Genomic DNA, 18,139 nt, shown 5'->3' on the forward strand with positions numbered 1-18,139 from the left:
ATCGTCCTGAAACTGTCATAGGGTTCTCCCACGCACGCTGATCACACTCGATGCGCGCCGCAGCAGCGGGCTGCCATCGACGGCCGCGCCCTGCAGCACGAGTTCGACCCGGACTGCGATCACGTTCGCGAAATTCGGCGTTGCCGAGTAGAGGCCGGTGCTGCTGTCCAGATACGAGAAGGCGACCGATTGCACGCCCTCGATCACTTCCTCGGCCGCGCCGCCACCGCGCTTGACGAACAGCGACCGCTTGCCGTTGGCGTTGTTGGCGACAGACCAGGTGACGTCGCGGAACCGCGCCAGTGCCACCGTCGCCAGCGACGCATAGGGGTCGGCCGCAGGATCATATCCGGATGGCAGCGCAGCGAAACTGATGGTCTGGTCGCCAACCGCGGTCGCGGTGACCACGAAGGTCTTGCGCGCATTGCAAAGCAGCAGCACATCTCCCGCACTGAACACGTTGGAGGCCTTCGAAAGCTGGCCGGGTGCCAACGTCAGGCCCGTGGCCGATGCGGCCGCGATCTTGTATGCAGCATCCTCACCCGACGCAACTCGCAACGTGCTGGCATTGCCCGTGATTGGGGTATCGCGGAACAGCAGCGCATTGGTGCCTCCGCTGGCCATCTCCGATGCGCTCGAACAGGCGGAGCCACCGGCGGCCCGGATATCGCGTGCGATCAGGTCCAGCGCGATCCGCGCATTCTCCTGGATCCGGTTCAGGTCCTCGTTGGTGGTATAGCTGCGCTGGTTGGACAGGAAGATCGCGAATGCGGCGCCGACGACCAGCAGGCCCAGCACCATGGCGATCATCAACTCGACCAGCGCCATGCCGGCGGCGCGGTGGCGCGCCTGGAAACCGGGTCGGATCATAGCCGTGTCACCGTTTCGACCTGACGCTGCGCATTGCCACCTGCGCGCGTGTCGTCCCACTGCACGACGACTGCGCAGGCATCCGGGCAGCCGCTGATGCTGGCACAGGTGGTCGTATCCAGCGCCGCAGCCGCTGCGCCGCCGGCGGCGCTGGCCGCACCGGCGCCGACCGTGGTCTTGAGTGCGATCATCCAGTCGCGCAGATCGCGCTGGGCCAATGTGCCAGCCTCGGTCGGAACATCGCAGGTCATCGCCATGTTGTAGGCGCTGGCCTGCGCAATGTTCGCGCGCATCGCCTCGATGATGGAATTGGTCTGCACCACTGCCATGCTGCTCGCCAGCGAGCTCTGGCCCGCACGCATCGCGACCGCCTGCAGCGCCGCGGTGCCGAGCAGGCCGATGCCGAGCACGACGACGGCGACCAGCACTTCGATCAGGCTCACACCGCGCTGTCCGCGCGGCGGCGCCAGGGCGCGTCTTGGGTGTCCAGTCAGGCGCATTGTCCCTTCCCGTCCTTGCTGCTGCTGCGTGCGCTCCCGCTGATGTTGATGTTGATCACGCGCTGGTTGCTCGAGGGATTCGTCGTGGGCATGCACACGGTCAGCGACGATGCCGCCGACAGCAGGCCCGAGGGCCGGAATACGACACCGTCGGCCGGGCCGTTGATCTGAAGGCTTTCCGGCGCGACCAGCGCACGCAGCACCTCGGGCTTCGCGCCGCTTTCGTCGACGACCAGCCAGCCGGACCACGCCGCCGCCTTGGTGCAGGTCGCGCCGTCGGCGGTACCGCACAGCTTGACTCGGACATTGCGGCGGACCGCCTCCGACCGCGCGAACTGCACGGCCGCCACCAGCTCGCTCGACGCGCTCGACAGCCGATTGGCATTGATCAGGCCAGTCATCGATGGCACGGCGACGGCCGACAGGATCGCGAGCACTGCGACCGTCACCATCAGCTCGACCAGCGAGAACCCGCCCGCTTCGATGCGGCCCTGCAGGCCGTGTCTGCCACTGCGCATAGCACCCCCAATCCGATCGGCCGCACACTAGAGGTCACCCGGCCCGGACGCCAGCGGTGGCCGACGGATGGTCGCTGCGGCGGCCCGAACGGTCGCACCGGCGTGGTTTGCGGCACGATGGCGGTCCCGTCCCGTCCGTCAGACCCCATGCCCGCGCCCCGGCCCCACCCGCTGCTCGCCCTGTTCACCGCGCCCGTGCTGGTTGCCGTAGTGCTGTCGAGCCAGGCGCTGGCGGCGATGCTCAGCCTCGCCCGGCCGCTCGATGCCGACTGGCCGATCCGGTTCGGGCTCACGTCGCTGGCAGTGCTGTGGATCGTACTGGTGCTGCTCGGCGCGGTGCGACTCGCGCGCCCGCTGTTGCTGCGACTGCCGCCGCAGGCCTGGTCGTGGGCGATGCTCGCGCTGCTGGTGGTCGTCGCCTCGAGCGTCGCCTGGGCCGGCTGGCAGCTTGCCGGCGGCCCGATGGCCGCTGAGTCGCCGCTGCGGTTTCTGGTGCGGGTCGTGGCGTTGGCGGCGATCGCGGGGCTGCTGGCGCTGCTGATCTACCAGAACTACTGGCGGGCGCTGCAGTCGTCGGCCCGCGCCGATGCCGCCGAGCTCGAACTGCTGCGCGCGCGTCTGCATCCGCATTTCCTGTTCAACACGCTCAACACCGGCGCGGCGCTGGTCCACGACCGCCCGGAGGAAGCCGAGCGCCTGCTGCTCGACCTGGCCGACCTGTTCCGCGCCGCCTTCAGCGGGCCGGGCGTGATCCCGCTTTCGGAGGAACTGGCGCTTGTGCGGCGTTACCTGGAAATCGAGTCGCTGCGCTTCGGTAGCCGCCTGGAGGTGCGCTGGACACTGCCCGACGCGATGGCCGCGGTCGCGGCCACGCCCGTTCCGGCGCTTGCGATCCAACCACTGGTCGAGAACGCGATCAAGCATGGCGTCGAGCCGCGCCTGGAAGGCGGCACGGTCGAGATCGAGGTGTCGGTGCAGCCCGGTCAGGTCACGATCCGGATCGGCAATCCGCTCGCGGCGCAGGCGCCTGCTGCGTCGAGCGGCCACGGCATCGGGCTGGAGGCTGTGCGCGCGCGGCTCACCGCGCTCGCACCGGGAGCCGCGCTGGTGACTCGTGCCGAGGCCGATGGCTTCAGTGCGACGGTGACGCTGCCGACCGGCGCCTGAAGCGCCGGACGGTGGCCGCCAGACTCAGGCGATGACTTCGTAGCAGGGGCGGTACTCGCCGGAGATCTTCATGCGCCGCTGTTCGACGAACGCGCGCAGCAGCGCGTCGAGCGACTGCATGATGTCGCTGTCGCCGTGGATCTGGAACGGACCGTACTCTTCGACCCGACGCAGGCCGTCTTCCTTGACGTTGCCGGCCACGATGCCTGAGAACGCCCGGCGCAGGTCCGCCGCCAGCTCGTGCGGGCGCCGGCCGTGGTGCAGGTCGAGCGCGGCCATCGCCTCGTGGGTCGGCACGAACGGGCGCTGCAGGTCCAGCGGGATCGTCAGCGACCAGTTGAAGTAGAACGAGTCCTTGTGCGCGACCCGGTATTCCTTGACCTTGCGGATGCCGGCCGACATGCGCTTGGCCACCTTCTCCGGGTCGGCGACGATGATCTCGTAGCGCGACGCGGCCTCTTCGCCCAGCGTCAGGCGGATGAACTGGTCGATCTGCTCGAAGTACGGCGCCGACGCCGTCGGCCCGGTCAGGATGAACGGGAACGGGATGTCGCGGTTTTCCTCCTGCAGCAACAGGCCCAGCAGATAGAGGATCTCCTCGGCGGTGCCCACGCCGCCGGGGAACACGATGATGCCGTGCCCCAGGCGCACGAACGACTCGAGGCGCTTCTCGATGTCGGGCATGATCACCAGCTGGTTGACGATCGGATTGGGCGACTCGGCGGCGATGATGCCCGGCTCGGTGATGCCGATGTAGCGCGCCGGGTACTGGCGCTGCTTGGCGTGCGCGACGTTGGCGCCCTTCATCGGCCCCTTCATCGCCCCCGGGCCGCAGCCGGTGCAGATGTCCATGCCGCGCAGGCCGAGCTGGTAGCCGACCAGCTTGGTGTAGTCGTACTCGGCGCGGCTGATCGAGTGGCCACCCCAGCACACCACCATGTTCGGGTCGCCGGGCTGCAGCAGGCGCGCATTGCGCAGCAGGCCGAACACCGCATTGGTGATACCCGACGACGACTCGAGGTCGGCCGCGTACTCCGGCCCGAGTTCGATCGCGGTATAGGCCAGGTCACGGACCACCGCGAACAGCAGCTCGGCCACGCCGAGGATAATCTGGCCGTCGACGAAGGCCATGCCGGGCGCATTGATCAGTTCGATCCGGATGCCGCGGTCCTGCTGCAGCACCTGGATGTCGAAATCGGGGTAGAGCTCCTGCGCCGCGCGCGGGTCGTCGGAGGCGCTGCCGCTGGTCAGCACCGCCAGGGCGCAGCGCCGCAGCAGGTCGTGCATGCCGCCACTGGAGGCGTCCTTCAGGCGCGCGACCTCGTCCCGGGACAGCACATCCAGCCCGCCGCGCGGGTACACGTAGGCATTCACCACCGGCAGCCCCGTCGCCGCCACGCTTGTCTCGCTCATCTGCTTCTTCTTCGGCTTGTTTTCACAGGTGCGGCACTGTAGCGCAGCCGCCCGCACAAACGGAAACGGCCGGGTTTCCCCGGCCGTTTCCCTGAACGCCTGACGGCGCGTTGGATCAGAACTTGTAGCGGAAGCCCAACTGCAGCGACCACTGCGACACACCGGTGTTGCCGATGCTGTTGGAGTTGTTGGCGATGGTCGGCGGCTCGACGCGGCTGGGATCGAAGTTGCTGTAGACGTACTTGCCGTCGTAGATCCCGGCGGCGGTCAGCACACGACGGTTGGCGAAGAAGCCGTAGTCGTAGATGTGACCCCAATCGGAATTGATCAGGTTGCCGACGTTCATGATGTCCAGCCAGATCTCCGACTTGTGGCCGTTGAAGAAGCCGGGCAGTTCCTGGCTCACACGGATGTCGAAGCTGTTGACCCAGCTGGCGCGACCGCCGTTCTTGTCGACGTGACCGCCACGGTAGCGCTGCAGGTCCTGGTTCTGCTCCAGCCACTCGAAGAACCGGTTTTCCATCGCCGGATCCGGCGTGAACACGCCCGACGAGCTCAGGCTGCCGAACAGCACGTCGCCCGGTGCGTTGGGGACGTAGAACAGGTCGTTGCCGCTGCGGCCGTCGCCGTTGGCGTCGTTGGTGAAGACGTAGCTGAAGGGACGACCGGTGCGGCCCTCGTAGAACACGCCGACCGAGGTCTTGTAATCACCGAAGAAGTTGTGACGCCAGTTCAACGACGCCGAGAAACGATCGCGGATCTCGTAGCGCGAGGTCGAGGCCACGTCTTCGTTGGCGTTGAAGATGTAGTTGTAGTTCCAGGTCGAGCTCGCGGTCGAGCTGGTCATGTCGCTGACCGAGTTCGAGTTGGTGAACGTGTAGCCCACGTTCCAGGACCAGTGGCCGTCAGGCGACCAGGGCTTTTCCAGCGACAGCGTGAACTGCTGGCTCTCGCCCTTGTCGGTGTTGTCCAGGAAGAACACCTGACCGAAATCGGTGTTGCGGCGATAGCGGTTCGAGCCCGAGGTCCAGCTGCGGCCGATGCGCGCCGGGTCGTAGTACATGTCGCGCCCATCGGGGCCCTTGAAGACCGACTCACCGATGTTGATGCTGCGGTAGAACAGCGCGCTCTTGACCTGGGTGGCCAGCAGTTCGGCCGACGCGACCAGCCCGTACCACGGCAGTTCGTGGTCGATGGCGAGGTTGGCCTTCCACACCGAGGGCTGCTCGAAGTCGGGGCCGACGAAGTTGACGTTCATCTCGCCGCCGGCGCCCGCGCCGGTCGGACGCGTCTGGTCGAGGCCGTTGGGCTCGAACGGCAGCGTGCGCCAGTCGACATCGTCGCCGAGCTCGAGGTCGTAGCGGACGTAGTTCAGGCCGGTGTTGCTGTAGGCGTTGCCGAACCACACCTGCGGCGAGGTGCCGCGGAACAGGCCGATGCCGCCGCGCAACTGCGTCGGACGCTCGCTGTCGAAGGTGTAGTTGAAGCCGAAGCGCGGCTGGACCAGCCACTCGTCCTTGCCCAGCGCGTAGCTGTTGTCGTAGCCGAAGGCGTCGAGCGCGGCCTGGTTGAAGCCCGGACGGCCGCCGACGCTGGGCTTGTCGGCGCGCAGGCCGAAGGTCAGGGTCAGGTTGTTGTTGACGAACCAGGTGTCCTGCACGAACAGGCCCAGTTCCTTGTACTTGAACGCCGCGCCGACCGAGTCGATGCTCGCGCCCGGCTGCGGGGCGTGCAGCTGGTAGGTGCTCCAGCGCCCACTGGCAAAGTTGCCCTCTTCGAGCAGACCGCTCTCGTAGAACTCGTAGGTGCCGTAGGCGTTCTGGACGAACATGTTGTAGACGTCGTTGGTGCTGTAGTCGACGCCGAACTTCAGTTCGTGATCGGCGAACGAGAGCACGCCGGCGCCGTAGCCGGTCCAGGTCTCGGTCGTGAGCAGGTTCAGCGGGGTGCTGACGTCCTGGCCCATCTGGATGAAGCGCCCGGTCGGGTTGGCCTCGTCACCCTCGAAGTAGATCTTGATGTTGGCGAGCGTGTTCGGGCTCACGCGCTCGGACGCGTAGTCGCGGTAGGACACCTTGAACTCGGTCGAGAAATTCTCGCTCCAGTCGCTGAACATCTGCGCGACGTAGTTCTTGATCGACTTTTCCTGCTGGTAGTGCGTCGAGCTCAGGTTGACGATCGTGCCGCTGGTGGACGGGGTCCGCAGCTGGCTCTGGTCGACCTCGCTGTAGCGGAAGCTGGCGCGATGGTTGTCGGTGATGTTCCAGTCGATCTTGACCGCACGCTCTTCCATCGTCGTGCTGCCGTCGGTGTCGCCCAGGCCGCCGGCGTCGAAGCCGTGGACGTCACGGGCGATCCGGACCGCCTCGTCGACCTGCGCCTGCGAGATCGCACCGGTGCCCACGGCGCTGTCGGCCAGGCTCGAGCCCGGCGCCTTCCATTCCTGCTTCTCGTAGTTGGCGAAGAAGAACAGGCGATCCTTCAGGATCGGGCCGCCGAACGTCACGCCGTAGGTCTGCTCCTTCTCGAAGCCGTCGAACTCGAAGCCCTCGGGATCCTTGCCGAACCAGTCGCCGTCGCGATAGGCGCCGTAGACCGAACCGCTGAACTCGTTGGTGCCCGACTTGGTGACTGCATCGATCACCGCGCCGGTTGCGCCGGCGATGGTCACGTCGTAGTTGGAGATGTCGACGTTGATCGCTTCGAGCGCATCCATGGCGACGGGCTGGCGGCGCGTCGGCAGGTTGTTGTCTTCCAGGCCGAAGGTGTCGCTGACCGACACACCGTCGACGCGGATCGCGTTGTAGCGCGGGTTCTGACCGCCCACCGAGATCTGGCCGTCCGCCTTGTTGACCTGGGCGACGCGGGGATCGAGACGGATGTAGTCCTGGATGTTGCCGCCGACCGAGGGCAGCGCCTCGATGACGTCGCGGTTGACGTTGGTGCCGGTGCCCATCTTGGTGGCGCTGAAGACTTCCGAGCCGCCGCCGATCGCCGTGGCGACCACGGTACCGAGCGTCGTCATGTCGTTGTCCAGCGCGGCGTTGACTGTGCTGATCTGGCTCAGCGACAGGTAGACATTCTCTTCGGTCTTGGTGCCCTCGCCCGCCTTGGTGATCGTGATCGTGTACGGACCGCCCACGCGCAGGCCGCGGGCGTTGTAGCGGCCGCTGGCATCGGTGGTGGCGCGGCTGACCGTGCCCGACTCGGTATGGACGATGGTCACTTCGGCGCCCGTGACGGGCTGGCCGCCAGCGCCCGTGACCTGGCCGCCGACGCCGGCGGAGGTGCTCTGCGCGAAGGCAGGGGCGGCGGCGAGTGCGACGATCAGGCCCAGCGACAATTTGGAAAGTCGGGCGCGATTCGGGTGTTTCATGGGTGGTTAGCCTCGATGCGTGGATAGCGGCGCGCGCCTTGCGGCGCGGCGACGGTCAGGTCGGTAAGCGAGTGGGGTCCCCTGCCACGGCGCGCGCTACCGCGCGAGTGGTTAAGAACAGGTTAACACGGTAGCGGGGCTCAGTGACAGTGCCATGACACTGGACCGATCCCGCAAACGGCTGAATCCGTTGGCTTTTCCCGGATACAGCGCGACGGGCCGGACCGCCCGTCGCGATCCGGTCACATCGCAGGCGCTTCAGACGGCGGGTGCGTCGCGCAGGAAGCCGACGATGCCGTCGAGCAGCATCTGCACCGAGATCGCCACCAGCAGCATGCCCATCAGCCGCTCCAGGGCGGTCAGCGCGCGGGCGCCGAGCAGCTTGTAGAGATAGGTGGCCGAGAACAGGATCGCGGCGGTCGCGCCCCAGGCGATCAGCAGCGCCAGGCTCCACTCGCCCAGCCGGTCGGGCTCGTTGCTGCCCATCAGCATCACCGCGGCCATGCCCGAGGGGCCGGCGACCAGTGGGATCGCCATCGGCACGATGAAAGGTTCACCGTCGGGGATCTCGCCCATCAACCCGCCGGTCGGCGGAAAGATCATGCGGATGCCGATCAGGAACAGCACGATGCCACCGGCGATCGCGACCGACTCCTGGCGCAGATGCATGATCTCCAGCGCGTACTTGCCGCCCCACAGGAACAGCATCAGCACCAGCAGCGCGATCAGCAGTTCGCGCGCGAGCACCACGCGCTGGCGCTGCGGCGTGAGTCGCCGCAGCATGCTCAGAAACACCGGGATGTTGCCCAGCGGATCGAGGATCAGGAACAGCAGCAGTGCGGCCGAGGCGACGGTCATGCGGCAGCTCCGTCGGGCGACCAGACCTGGCCGCGATGGGCGGCGCCGGCCGCCGACAGCAAGGTGACGCAATGCGGCGCGACGCGCGCCGGGTCCTGCGCCAGCCGATCGTCCTCTTCCACATGCGCGCGGCTGCGCAAGCCAGTGCGCATCGGCGGCGGAGACAGGCCGCTCACGCGCACCGGCGAATTGGCGAGCTCGGCATGGAGCATGCGCACCAGCGTTTCCAGGCCCGCTTGGGCGACGCCATAGCCGCCCCAGTAGGCGCCGCCGGTGCGGGCCGGCGAATCGATCGCGAACACCACCGCGCTGTCGGCCGCCCGGCGCAGCAACGGCAGGCAAGCCTGGGTCAGCCACCAGCGCGCAGTAAGGTTGACGTGCAGCGCACGCGCGAACGCCGCCGGATCGGTGTGCTCGAGCGGGGTCAGCCCGGAGAATTGGGCCGCCACGTGCAGCACCCCGTCCAGGCGGCCGGTGTCGGCCTCGATGCGCTCGGCCATCTGCGCGTAGTCGTCGGGCCCCGCACCTTCGAGATCGAGCGGATACAGCGCCGGCGCCGGGCCGTGCCCCTGCAGCCGGTCGTGCAGCCGGTTCAGGCGCGGCACCTTGCGGCCGAGCAGCACCAGCGAGGCACCGGCCTGGGCACACGCCATCGCCGCAGCCTCGCCCAGGCCGCCATGGGCGCCGACGATCAGGATCGTGCGCCCGGCGAGCGCGGCAGGGCGCACGGGAATGTCCAGCACCGGCGCGCTCACGGCTTGAGCACCTCGGCCAGGATGCGGGCCAGCTCGCCCGATTCGTGCAGCTCAAGCGTGATGTCGCAGCCGCCGATCAGCTCGCCGCGGACGAACAACTGCGGGAAGGTCGGCCAGTTCGAGAACCGGGGCAGATTGGCGCGGATCTCCGGCTCCTCGAGCACGTTGACGGTGCGGAAATCATGCGCCCCGGCCGCGGCCAGGGCGTCGGCCGTGCGCGCAGAATGGCCGCACATCGGGAACTGCGGGGTCCCTTTCATGAACAGCACGACGGCATGGCCGTCGATTTCGGCCTGGATGCGTTCGAGGATCGACACGAGGCGACTCCGAAAGGGGCGCGTCGCCAGCAGTGGCGGCGACGGTCGGGGTTAGAATCCGCCCATTCTATCGCGTCGCACCCGACGCCATCGCCCCACGGAGCTGTCCGCGCCCCATGCCTGTCGAATTCGCCGCCCTGCCCTACGATCGCACCGCGCTCGAACCGCACCTGTCCGGCGAGACGCTGGACCAGCATCACGGCCGGCATCAGCTCGCGCACATCGAGCGCGTCAACGCGCTGGTGGCGGGCACCGATCTGGCCGAGGCGCCGTTGGAGGCGATCGTGCGCAAGGCGCATGGTGAGCTGTTCGACCATGCCGCGCAGGCCTGGAACAACGCCTTCTATTGGCATTCGCTCAAGCCCGCGGCGGCCGGCGGCGGCGCGCCGAAGGGCAAGCTGGCGGAGGCGATCGCGCGCGACTTCGGCGATGTCGCCACGCTGCGCAGTCGCTTCGACACGTTGGCCCAGCGCCACTTCGGCGCCGGCTGGGCATGGTTGCTGCAGCGTCGCGACGGCCGCCTGGGCCTGGCGGTCACCGCCAATGCGGCAACGCCGCTCACCGGCGAGGACACCCCGCTGCTGGCCGCCTCGCTGTGGGAGCACGCCTGGTATCTCGATTACCGCGACAACCGCCAGCGCTACCTCGACGCGTTCTGGCAACTCGTCAGTTGGGACAGTGTCGCGGCACGGTTGCGCGGCTAGCCACAAGACGATGACGCCGGCGCCGTCCGCTTGCGGATAATGCGCCTCCCTGCCGAGATGCCCCGATGACGCCCACCGCCAGAGCCCAGTGGCAGATCCACCTGTGTGTGCTGCTGTGGGGCTTCACTGCAATCCTCGGCAAGCTGATCACCCTGCCCGCGTTGCCGCTGGTGTGGTGGCGGATGCTGCTGGTGGCGGGCACCTTGCTGTTGCTGCCCCGCGTCTGGCGCGGGCTGCGCGCGCTGCCTGGTCGTCTGCTGCTGGCCTATTCGGGGGTCGGCGCGCTGGTTGCGCTGCATTGGCTGACCTTCTACGGCGCGGTCAAGCTGGCCAATGCCTCGGTCGCGGCAACCTGCATGGCGCTGGCGACGGTGTTCGTGGCGCTGATCGAGCCGCTGGTCGCGCGCAGCCGCTTTTCCTGGCGCGAGCTGGCCCTGGGCCTGGCGGTACTGCCGGGCGTGGCGCTGGTCGTGGGCGGCGTGCCGGACGGCATGCGGATGGGGATCGCGGTTGGCGCCCTGTCGGCGCTGTTCGTGGCGTGTTTCGGCGCGATGAACAAGCGCCTGGTCGAGCGCGCCGACCCGCTCACGGTCACCGCGCTTGAACTGGGGGCTGGCACCTTGACGCTGACCCTGCTCGCGCCGCTGATGCCGCTGCTGTTCCCGGCGTTCGCGGGCAGCCTGCTGACCCTGCCCAGCGCCCAGGACGGCGCCTGGCTGCTGCTGCTCGCGTTTGCCTGCACGCTGTTGCCGTTCGCGCTGTCGCTGGTCGCGCTGCGCCATATGAGCGCATTCGCCGCGCAACTGGCGGTCAATCTCGAACCGGTCTATGCGATCGCGCTGGCCATCGTGCTGCTGGGCGAGCAGCGCGAGCTCGCACCGGGCTTCTATGCCGGGGTTGCGATCATCCTCGCAGCGGTGCTGGTGTATCCGATGCTGGCGCGCCCGCGCCGGATCGTGCATGCCGAGAACATCGGCACCGGCGAGGCGAAGTCGATCACCCGCTGAGCGCGGCCGCGCCGCTGGGCAGCGCGCAGACCCGGTTGCGGCCGCTGCGCTTGGCCTGATACAGCGCGGCATCGGCGCGCGACAGCAGCGCAGCCGCATTATCGTCGTCGGCGAGATCGGCCACGCCGATGCTGACCGTCAGGGCGAAGGGCGATGGCATCGCCGCGACCGAGACACGCATCGCGTCACAGACCTCGACCGCCTGCGCCAGAGTGCACCCGGGCAGCAGGCGAACGAACTCCTCGCCGCCGAGCCGAGCGATGCGACCGCGCGCGGCCTCGGTTTGCCGCAGCAGCCCGCCGAGCAGTTGCAGCACCCGGTCGCCCTCGGCATGGCCGTAGGCATCGTTGATCGCCTTGAAGTGGTCGATGTCCACGACCGCGATCGACAAGGGCGCGCCCTGCGCATGCGCCTGCGCGATCGCCTGCTCGAGCGTGCAGGCAAAGCCGCGCCGGTTGGCCAGCCCAGTGAGCGGATCGGTGGCCGATTGCTCGGCGAGGTCGGCGTTCTGCAGCTCCAGCGCCTGCTGGTACTGCAGCAACTGCTGCTCGTACCAGGCCCGCTCCTCGAGTTGCAGATGCAGCGCGCCGCTGACGCGGTGCAGTTCCATCAGGCGCGAGGCCTGGCGCGACAGCGCCTCGAGCGCCTCGCGCTGGGGCGCATCGAGCGCGCGCGGATGGGCATCGACGATGCACAGTGCCCCCAGTGCATGTCCGTCGGCCGAGCGCAGGGGCGCGCCGGCATAGAAGCGCACCCCCGGCGCCCCGGTGACCATCGGCAGGTCGCGGAACCGCGGATCGCGCCTCGCGTCCTCCACCACCAGGGTCTCATCGGGCGTCAGGATCGTCTGCGCGCAGAACGAGTCGTCGCGTGGCGTCTCGACTGCCTCGATGCCGGTCACCGCCTTGACCCACTGCCGGTCGCGGTCGACCAGGGTGATCGCGGCGATCGGGGCATTGCAGATCGCGGCGGCGATCCGCACCAGGTCGTCGTAGGCGGCCTCGCGCGGCGTGTCGAGGATGCGATAGGCGTCGAGCGCGGCCTGGCGCTCGGCTTCGTTCGCCGGCCGGTCGGGGCGGATCATGCCGCCGCAATCCTGACCACAGTGGCGAGAGAATCGAACATCGAGGACTCCCGAGCATTCCGTTGCTGGCACCCTAGCGCAGCCCGTGCAAGCCGATGTCGACGGCCGCGGACGATGGGCGCTCGCGCACGGCAATCGCTGCTCGCATGGCCACCCGCGCATGACGATAATGACCGCCCGTCCGGAGGATCCCGATGCCCGCACCCGTCGAATTCCAGCTCGAAGGCGAGCATGTCGAACTCAACCAGTTGCTCAAGCTCGAGGGGCTGTGCGAGAGCGGCGGCGCGGGCAAGGTGCTGGTCGCCAGCGGTGCGGTGCGCGTGGATGGCGCGGTCGAACTGCGCAAGACCTGCAAGATCCGCGCGGGCCAGACGGTGCAAGTCGGCGATCACACGATCCGCGTGGTCGCCGCCTGAGCGTGCGATGCCGCAAGCCGCCGGCACGCGGACCAGGCCAGGCATAACAGGACCGCAGAACGCGCCAGCGCATTGGCCAGCCAGCACGCACGCGGCCAACTGCTGCGTGGGCGCTGCCTGGGCCGGGCGGTCGCGTCAATCCATCAAGTAGATCTCGACGCGCTCCTTGTGGGCGCCGATGTTGTTGCGCTTGAGCCGGATCCGCCCGACTTCGGCCGTGCTGCGCAGATGCGTACCGCCACAGGGCACCTGGGCAAAGCCTGCGATGGACCAGCAGCGACGCAGACGCGCCGCATCGGTGAACCGGCTTTCGATCGGCAGGTCGGCGGCAACCAGTTGCGCCACGTCCCGCTCGATCTCGGGAAAGTGGCGGCTGATGTTGCCCTGGAAGGCAAAGTCGATCCGTGCCTTGCTCTGGCCGATGTGGGCGCCGACCTTCTCCATGGCCGGAAACTTCTTGTAGAACAGTTCGAGCACGATCTCGGCGGCGAAATGCAGCCGCATCAGCGCGTAGCGGCGTGGCCAGTCGATCGCCACGGCGACCTGGTCGCCGACTGAAAAATCCGGCTCGGCGGCGAGGCGATAGACGATCCGGTCGTCGACGATGCGCGCCTGTTCGACCTCGATGCCGCCGATGGTGCCCCGGTCCGACTCCTGGCCGCCGGATTCGGCGAAGAAGATCGTCGGGCTGATCACCACCTCGCGTCCGTCGATGGCGAGCACCTCGGCATCCAGGTTGGCGAGGTACGGGGTACTCCAGAACGCACGTTCCATAGCGCTCACAGCCTTGTCACTGGGTCGAGTCAGATCTTGGATCGGAGCAGCGAAGAGGCCGAACGCACACCGTCGGCCACAGCGACCAGGCGGGCGCAACGTCACTGCGGATCGACGCGCCACCGGGCGGTGCGAGCTGGGACAGGCGCGGGTACCGAACGGCGGCGCGCGACCGCCGACGGCCTTCGATCGCGCCGTCGGCGAGCAAGCGGGCGCCGCGTTTCAAGCAGCCGCCCGCCTCATCGCGGGTCGGGGGCTTCAGCGCACGCTGTAGCCCGACACGCGCCAGGTGCGGTCATCGTCGAAGCGGAACGACACCAGTTCGCGGATCGGCTGCGCATGGTTGGCGAACTTCGTCGGCGAGGCGACGTTGAGATAGATCCCTTCGGGCACGGACTCGCCGGCACCGAACCTCGACCGGCTCACCACCGGACGGTCGCGCGAGGCCGGTGCGCCCAGCCGGCTGCGATCGGCGGCAACCTGGCGCACGAAGTCCTCGCGCGAGACCAGACCCTTCATCGTCGCCGAGGCGCCGTCCCAGACCTCGCCGGCGCGGTTGGCATCGATCATCTGCATGATCTGCAGCGCGGCGGCGCTGATTTCGGCATCCTGCCGCGCGATCTGCGCCTGCTGCTCGGCGGTGAGCGCCGGCTGCTGCGCGGGCTGTTGCGCCGCTGCCGGCTGCGCCGCCGGGGCGGGCTGCTGGGCATGGGCGGCGGACACGGCCGCGGCGAGCATGGCGATCGACAGGGACAGGCGCAGCTTGTTCATGGGCGTGACGCTCCAGGCGGCAGACGGGTCGAAGGGCTCGAGTGTACGCCTCGGACCGGGGCCGGCAACTGGGCGGGGCGACGCCCGGCGCGGGTATGCTCGGGGTTTGACCACCCGGCCCGCCATGCCCTGCAGCCCCCGCCGACCGTGCCCTGCCGACGACCCGATGCCGCCTGTCCGCGCGCATCGGGACGCGACCTGCGCCGGCGACCGGACGGTGGGATCTGCGCGGCGATGGGCACGGCCTGCCACTGGCCCACGCAGGCGCAAACGGGGCTGGGCGCTGCGATGGCAACTGCTGGCGTGGTTGCTCGCGGTGCCGACGGCCTGGGCGCAGGAGCGCATCCTGTCCGACGACATCGAGGTCCGGGTCCTCGCCGATGGCCGTCTCGACGTCACCGAACGCATCGCGATCCGTGCCGAAGGCCGGATCTTCCGCCACGGCATCGTGCGCGACATTCCGGTCCGCTACCGCGATCCGACGGGCACCCGCGTCGTCGTCGACCTGGACGTGTACGAGGTGCTGCGCGACGGCCGACCGGCGCCCTGGACGGCCGAGCGCAGCGGCAACCGCATGCGCGTACGCGTCGGCGATGCCCGCCGCCTGCCGACCCCATCCACGCCGGTCTACACCCTGCGCTACCGGACCACGCGCCAACTCGGCTTCTTCGACGATCACGACGCGGTGTATCTGCCGGCGTTCGCGCCTGCCCGGGATGTGGAGATCGCGCGCGGCAGCATCGCCATCGCGCTGCCGGACGCGGTGCCGGTCGAGACGCTGCATGCCGATGGCGCCACTGGCACCGTGGACGCACCGGGCCGGGACTTCCACCTGGCACTGTCGGCTGCCGGGACCACGCGCTGGACGCTGGCGCGGCCACTGCCGCCGGAGGCGGGCTGGACGGTCTCACTGGCCTTTCCCAAGGGCCTGATCGCGCCGCCCAGCCGGCAGCAGCGCCTGGCCTGGTGGCTGCACGATCACCGCGGCCCGCTGGTCGCGCTCGCCGGACTGGTCGCCCTGCTCGTGCTGTACGTCCTGCAAAGACGCCGGCACCGCCAGGGCCATGCCCGCGACGACACGACGCTGCGCGATGTGCCCCCACCGGGGTTCTCGCCGGGCGGGCTGCGCTACCTGCTGCGCATGCGCTACGACGCGCGCTGTCTGTCGTCGGACCTGCTGGCCGCCGCGGTCGACGACCATGTCCACCTGCTGCGCGAGCGCACGAGCGAAGGCATGCAATGGCGCGTGCTGCGCACCCGCCCCGGCGCGCATCGCCTGCCCACCCTGGAGCAGCGCGCGCTGCTGACCGCACTGCTGCCCGGCCCCGGCACGCAGGACGCGGTCGTGCTCGCGCCGGCGCAGGCCGAGGCCGTCGTTGCGACCTGGCGGGCCCATGAGCGCGCGCTGCGCCGCCGCTTCCAGCCGGCGTTGTTCGGCGTCCGGGGCGGCGGCCTGCTGGCAGCGCTCGCGATCGCCCTGCTTTCAGGGGCGACCGCGCTGTGGCTGTCCGCCGAGGCCGGCCTCTGGGCGCCGACGCTCGCAATCGTCGCGGCGATGGGCCTGATCCTGGTCGCCTGCGCAATCCGGGCGCGCTCGCTCACGGCCGAGGGCGAGCGCCTGCTCGCGCACATCCAGGGCCTGCGCCGCTATCTGGCCGGCGACCCCGGAACGTTGGGGGGCGAGGCTGCGCCGCCGCCACTCGATGTCCACCACTACGAGCACCTGTTGCCCTACGCCGTCGCGCTCGACGTCGAGGCGGCCTGGACCCGCCGGTTCGTCGCAGCGGCCGGGCCTGCGGCCGCGAGCGCGTCGGTCGCCGGTCTGCCCTGGTACCGCGGCGTGACCGTCACCGACCTAGAGCGCTTCTGCCGCTCCGTGGGCCAGGGCCTGGCGCGGCGCATCGTCGCTGCGCGCAGGCGCGGCGCGCGCCGGACCAAGCGGCGTCGCCGTGATGCCAAGGACGACGCAACGCGTTGAGCGCAGCGGCGCCTGCCGGCCGCGCGTCCGACGCAGGGAAAGCGCGCCCCGGCCACCGGTTCACGGTTCGAGATACGGCGCCCCAGGGCCGCGCGCGCCGGCGACATCACCCGGGTTGCGCAATGGACAGTCGCGCAGCGACAGGCATCCGCAGCCGATGCAGCCATCGAGCTGGTCGCGCAATCGCGTGAGCTGGGCGATGCGGGCATCGAGGTCGGCCCGCCAGTGCCGCGACAGGCGCGCCCAGTCGGCCTGGGTCGGCGTCCGCCCATCGGGCAGGGTCGCCAGTGCCTCGCCGATCGCGGCCAGCGGGATCCCGGCCCGCTGCGCGACCCGGATCACCGCCACCCGCCGCAACGCGTCGCGCCGATAACGGCGCTGGTTGCCAGCATTGCGCGAGCTGCACAGCAAGCCCTGGCGTTCGTAGAAATGCAGCGCCGAGACGGCCACACCGCTGCGCGCGGCCAGTTCGCCGACCGACAGCGTCTCGTGCGTCCCCATCCTGTCCTGTCCCATCGCCTCGCCCTCTTGACCTCAACATTTGTTGAGGTTTTACCCTGCCCGGCATCGCCCCCGCAATCCGACAGGAGCCCGCATGACACTCGAGACTCTCGCCTCGCCCTCGATCCAAGGTTCGCTCTGCGCCTGGTCGCCGGCCCAAGCCGAGCAGGAGACGATGCAGGCAATCGCCTGCGCACCGGGCCCGCGCGGCAGTTGGATGCCGGTGGAGACGCCGATTCCATTGCCCGGACCCGACCAGGTGCTGATCCGCGTGCTGTCGGCAGGCTTCGGCCACTGGGACATCCTCGAACGCGACGGCCACCTGCCCGGTGCCAAATTGCGAACACCTGGGCCCTGGATCGGCGGCGCGGAAGGCGCCGGGACCGTGGTCGAGGTCGGCACGGGCGTGCAACGGCTACGCGAGGGCGATCGGGTCTGCGGCCTGGCGCTGCCGGGCGCCCCGCGCCACGGCTTCCACGCCCAGTTCGCACTCGTCGATGCCGACCGTGTCTGGCGCATTCCCGCGCGCCTGCCGCTGCCACATGCCGCCGCCCTGCCGGTCGATGGCGGCCTGGCGATGCACGCCGTCGCCCAGGTCCTGGGTCTGGGCGCTGGCGACACCTTGGTGCTGCTGGGCGCCAGCGGCGGCATCGGGCACATGGCGCTGCAGTTTGCCCGCCAACGCGGCGCGCGGGTGCTGGCGGTGGTCTCCGGCGCCGATGGCATCGCGCTGGCCGAGCGGCTCGGCGCGGACATGGCGATCGATGGCCGGCGCCACGACCTCGCTGCGGCGCTGCGCATCTTCGCCCCCGAGCGCCCGACCGCGGCCTTGCTGACCGCGAGCGATGCCGCACTGGCCCGGCGGGTGGTCGATGCCCTGCAGCCCGGCGGCCGGATCGCCTGGCCGCATGGTGTGACGCCGCCGCCGGCGCGCGCGGACATCGCCGCGACCGGCTTCGGCGCGCATGCCGGCGCGACTTCAGTGCAGGCGGCCTGCCGCGCGATCGAGCGCGGGCCATTCCATCTGCACGTCGGCGCCCGCCTGCCGCTGTCGCGGATCGCCGATGCCGAGCGTGCACTCAACGCCCATCACCTGGGCCGTGTCGTGCTCGACATTCCCTAGCGGCGCG

General features: G+C 69.5%; 18 protein-coding genes. 6 read left to right on the forward strand and 12 right to left on the reverse strand.

Features of this window, described 5'->3' with window-relative positions:
- Positions 1 to 15: 15 nt before the first annotated feature.
- From FHW73_RS07915 to FHW73_RS07925, 3 genes are read right to left on the reverse strand one after another with little or no spacing between them, the layout of a single operon-like run.
- Positions 16 to 870: a prepilin-type N-terminal cleavage/methylation domain-containing protein gene (locus FHW73_RS07915; protein WP_183426164.1), complete on the reverse strand. Its 855-nt coding sequence runs from the start codon at positions 868 to 870 to the stop codon at positions 16 to 18.
- Complete coding sequence (locus FHW73_RS07920; RefSeq protein WP_183426165.1) at positions 867 to 1,313, reverse strand: prepilin-type N-terminal cleavage/methylation domain-containing protein; 447 nt, start codon at positions 1,311 to 1,313, stop codon at positions 867 to 869. Before FHW73_RS07920 ends, FHW73_RS07915 begins: the two co-directional genes overlap by 4 nt.
- Positions 1,314 to 1,360: 47 nt before the next feature.
- A complete protein-coding gene (locus FHW73_RS07925; RefSeq protein ID WP_183426166.1) occupies positions 1,361 to 1,888 on the reverse strand; it encodes a GspH/FimT family pseudopilin in 528 nt (175 codons plus the stop codon).
- 147 nt (positions 1,889 to 2,035) lie between these two features.
- Between FHW73_RS07925 and FHW73_RS07930 the strand changes: the two genes are divergently transcribed.
- Positions 2,036 to 3,055, forward strand: a complete 1,020-nt coding sequence (locus FHW73_RS07930; RefSeq protein WP_183426167.1) for a histidine kinase — start codon at positions 2,036 to 2,038, stop codon at positions 3,053 to 3,055.
- A 24-nt stretch (positions 3,056 to 3,079) separates the two neighbouring features.
- Here FHW73_RS07930 and ppnN read toward each other — a convergent pair whose 3' ends face one another.
- From ppnN to grxD, 5 genes are all read right to left on the reverse strand, one after another.
- Positions 3,080 to 4,468 (reverse strand): nucleotide 5'-monophosphate nucleosidase PpnN, encoded by a 1,389-nt coding sequence (gene ppnN / locus FHW73_RS07935; RefSeq protein ID WP_183426168.1) that lies wholly within the window; start codon positions 4,466 to 4,468, stop codon positions 3,080 to 3,082.
- 115 nt (positions 4,469 to 4,583) lie between these two features.
- Positions 4,584 to 7,844, reverse strand: coding sequence for a TonB-dependent receptor (locus FHW73_RS07940; protein ID WP_183426169.1), 3,261 nt, complete (start codon positions 7,842 to 7,844; stop codon positions 4,584 to 4,586).
- A gap of 258 nt (positions 7,845 to 8,102) precedes the next feature.
- On the reverse strand, positions 8,103 to 8,702 hold the full coding sequence (locus tag FHW73_RS07945) for a YhgN family NAAT transporter (protein WP_183426170.1): 600 nt from the start codon (positions 8,700 to 8,702) through the stop codon (positions 8,103 to 8,105).
- Positions 8,699 to 9,457, reverse strand: a complete 759-nt coding sequence (locus FHW73_RS07950; protein WP_345776163.1) for an SDR family NAD(P)-dependent oxidoreductase — start codon at positions 9,455 to 9,457, stop codon at positions 8,699 to 8,701. The genes FHW73_RS07945 and FHW73_RS07950 overlap by 4 nt, the downstream gene beginning before the upstream one ends.
- Positions 9,454 to 9,774, reverse strand: coding sequence for a Grx4 family monothiol glutaredoxin (grxD, locus tag FHW73_RS07955; protein ID WP_183426171.1), 321 nt, complete (start codon positions 9,772 to 9,774; stop codon positions 9,454 to 9,456). Before grxD ends, FHW73_RS07950 begins: the two co-directional genes overlap by 4 nt.
- A 116-nt stretch (positions 9,775 to 9,890) precedes the next feature.
- On the opposite strand from grxD, the gene FHW73_RS07960 reads away from it, so the two are divergent.
- Positions 9,891 to 10,478: a Fe-Mn family superoxide dismutase gene (locus FHW73_RS07960; RefSeq protein WP_183426172.1), complete on the forward strand. Its 588-nt coding sequence runs from the start codon at positions 9,891 to 9,893 to the stop codon at positions 10,476 to 10,478.
- 65 nt (positions 10,479 to 10,543) lie between these two features.
- Positions 10,544 to 11,485: a DMT family transporter gene (locus tag FHW73_RS07965; protein ID WP_183426173.1), complete on the forward strand. Its 942-nt coding sequence runs from the start codon at positions 10,544 to 10,546 to the stop codon at positions 11,483 to 11,485.
- On the opposite strand, the gene FHW73_RS07970 is transcribed toward FHW73_RS07965, so the two are convergent.
- The gene (locus FHW73_RS07970) at positions 11,475 to 12,569 is read right to left on the reverse strand and encodes a sensor domain-containing diguanylate cyclase (RefSeq protein WP_183426174.1); all 1,095 of its coding nucleotides are present in this window, start codon (positions 12,567 to 12,569) and stop codon (positions 11,475 to 11,477) included. The two genes, FHW73_RS07965 and FHW73_RS07970, sit on opposite strands and share 11 nt — an antisense overlap.
- Positions 12,570 to 12,763: 194 nt before the next feature.
- Between FHW73_RS07970 and FHW73_RS07975 the strand changes: the two genes are divergently transcribed.
- A complete protein-coding gene (locus FHW73_RS07975) occupies positions 12,764 to 12,985 on the forward strand; it encodes an RNA-binding S4 domain-containing protein (protein ID WP_183426175.1) in 222 nt (73 codons plus the stop codon).
- A gap of 135 nt (positions 12,986 to 13,120) precedes the next feature.
- Here FHW73_RS07975 and FHW73_RS07980 read toward each other — a convergent pair whose 3' ends face one another.
- Both FHW73_RS07980 and FHW73_RS07985 read right to left on the reverse strand, forming a co-directional pair.
- The gene (locus FHW73_RS07980) at positions 13,121 to 13,864 is read right to left on the reverse strand and encodes an alanyl-tRNA editing protein (protein ID WP_221187478.1); all 744 of its coding nucleotides are present in this window, start codon (positions 13,862 to 13,864) and stop codon (positions 13,121 to 13,123) included.
- 153 nt (positions 13,865 to 14,017) lie between these two features.
- Positions 14,018 to 14,530 carry a DUF4019 domain-containing protein gene (locus FHW73_RS07985; RefSeq protein WP_183426176.1) on the reverse strand — a complete coding sequence of 171 codons (513 nt, stop codon included), beginning with the start codon at positions 14,528 to 14,530 and terminating at the stop codon, positions 14,018 to 14,020.
- A gap of 316 nt (positions 14,531 to 14,846) precedes the next feature.
- On the opposite strand from FHW73_RS07985, the gene FHW73_RS07990 reads away from it, so the two are divergent.
- Positions 14,847 to 16,508, forward strand: a complete 1,662-nt coding sequence (locus FHW73_RS07990) for a DUF2207 domain-containing protein (protein WP_183426177.1) — start codon at positions 14,847 to 14,849, stop codon at positions 16,506 to 16,508.
- 60 nt (positions 16,509 to 16,568) lie between these two features.
- Here FHW73_RS07990 and soxR read toward each other — a convergent pair whose 3' ends face one another.
- Positions 16,569 to 17,009, reverse strand: coding sequence for a redox-sensitive transcriptional activator SoxR (soxR, locus tag FHW73_RS07995; RefSeq protein WP_183426280.1), 441 nt, complete (start codon positions 17,007 to 17,009; stop codon positions 16,569 to 16,571).
- 94 nt (positions 17,010 to 17,103) lie between these two features.
- On the opposite strand from soxR, the gene FHW73_RS08000 reads away from it, so the two are divergent.
- The gene (locus tag FHW73_RS08000) at positions 17,104 to 18,132 is read left to right on the forward strand and encodes a zinc-binding alcohol dehydrogenase family protein (protein WP_183426178.1); all 1,029 of its coding nucleotides are present in this window, start codon (positions 17,104 to 17,106) and stop codon (positions 18,130 to 18,132) included.
- Positions 18,133 to 18,139 lie beyond the last annotated feature (7 nt).

It is taken from the genome of Luteimonas sp. RC10 (assembly GCF_014192745.1).
In the GTDB taxonomy this organism is placed as follows: Bacteria; Pseudomonadota; Gammaproteobacteria; order Xanthomonadales; family Xanthomonadaceae; genus Luteimonas.

Excerpts from the sequence above, each read along its gene's own strand:
- FHW73_RS07915 (WP_183426164.1), bottom strand. The coding sequence starts at position 870 with ATGATCCGACCCGGTTTCCAGGCGCGCCACCGCGCCGCCGGCATGGCG.
- FHW73_RS07925 (WP_183426166.1), bottom strand. The coding sequence starts at position 1,888 with ATGCGCAGTGGCAGACACGGCCTGCAGGGCCGCATCGAAGCGGGCGGG.
- FHW73_RS07930 (WP_183426167.1), top strand. The coding sequence starts at position 2,036 with ATGCCCGCGCCCCGGCCCCACCCGCTGCTCGCCCTGTTCACCGCGCCC.
- ppnN (WP_183426168.1), bottom strand. The coding sequence starts at position 4,468 with ATGAGCGAGACAAGCGTGGCGGCGACGGGGCTGCCGGTGGTGAATGCC.
- FHW73_RS07940 (WP_183426169.1), bottom strand. The coding sequence starts at position 7,844 with ATGAAACACCCGAATCGCGCCCGACTTTCCAAATTGTCGCTGGGCCTG.
- FHW73_RS07945 (WP_183426170.1), bottom strand. The coding sequence starts at position 8,702 with ATGACCGTCGCCTCGGCCGCACTGCTGCTGTTCCTGATCCTCGATCCG.
- FHW73_RS07960 (WP_183426172.1), top strand. The coding sequence starts at position 9,891 with ATGCCTGTCGAATTCGCCGCCCTGCCCTACGATCGCACCGCGCTCGAA.
- FHW73_RS07965 (WP_183426173.1), top strand. The coding sequence starts at position 10,544 with ATGACGCCCACCGCCAGAGCCCAGTGGCAGATCCACCTGTGTGTGCTG.
- FHW73_RS07970 (WP_183426174.1), bottom strand. The coding sequence starts at position 12,569 with ATGATCCGCCCCGACCGGCCGGCGAACGAAGCCGAGCGCCAGGCCGCG.
- FHW73_RS07975 (WP_183426175.1), top strand. The coding sequence starts at position 12,764 with ATGCCCGCACCCGTCGAATTCCAGCTCGAAGGCGAGCATGTCGAACTC.
- FHW73_RS07985 (WP_183426176.1), bottom strand. The coding sequence starts at position 14,530 with ATGAACAAGCTGCGCCTGTCCCTGTCGATCGCCATGCTCGCCGCGGCC.
- soxR (WP_183426280.1), bottom strand. The coding sequence starts at position 17,009 with ATGGGGACGCACGAGACGCTGTCGGTCGGCGAACTGGCCGCGCGCAGC.
- FHW73_RS08000 (WP_183426178.1), top strand. The coding sequence starts at position 17,104 with ATGACACTCGAGACTCTCGCCTCGCCCTCGATCCAAGGTTCGCTCTGC.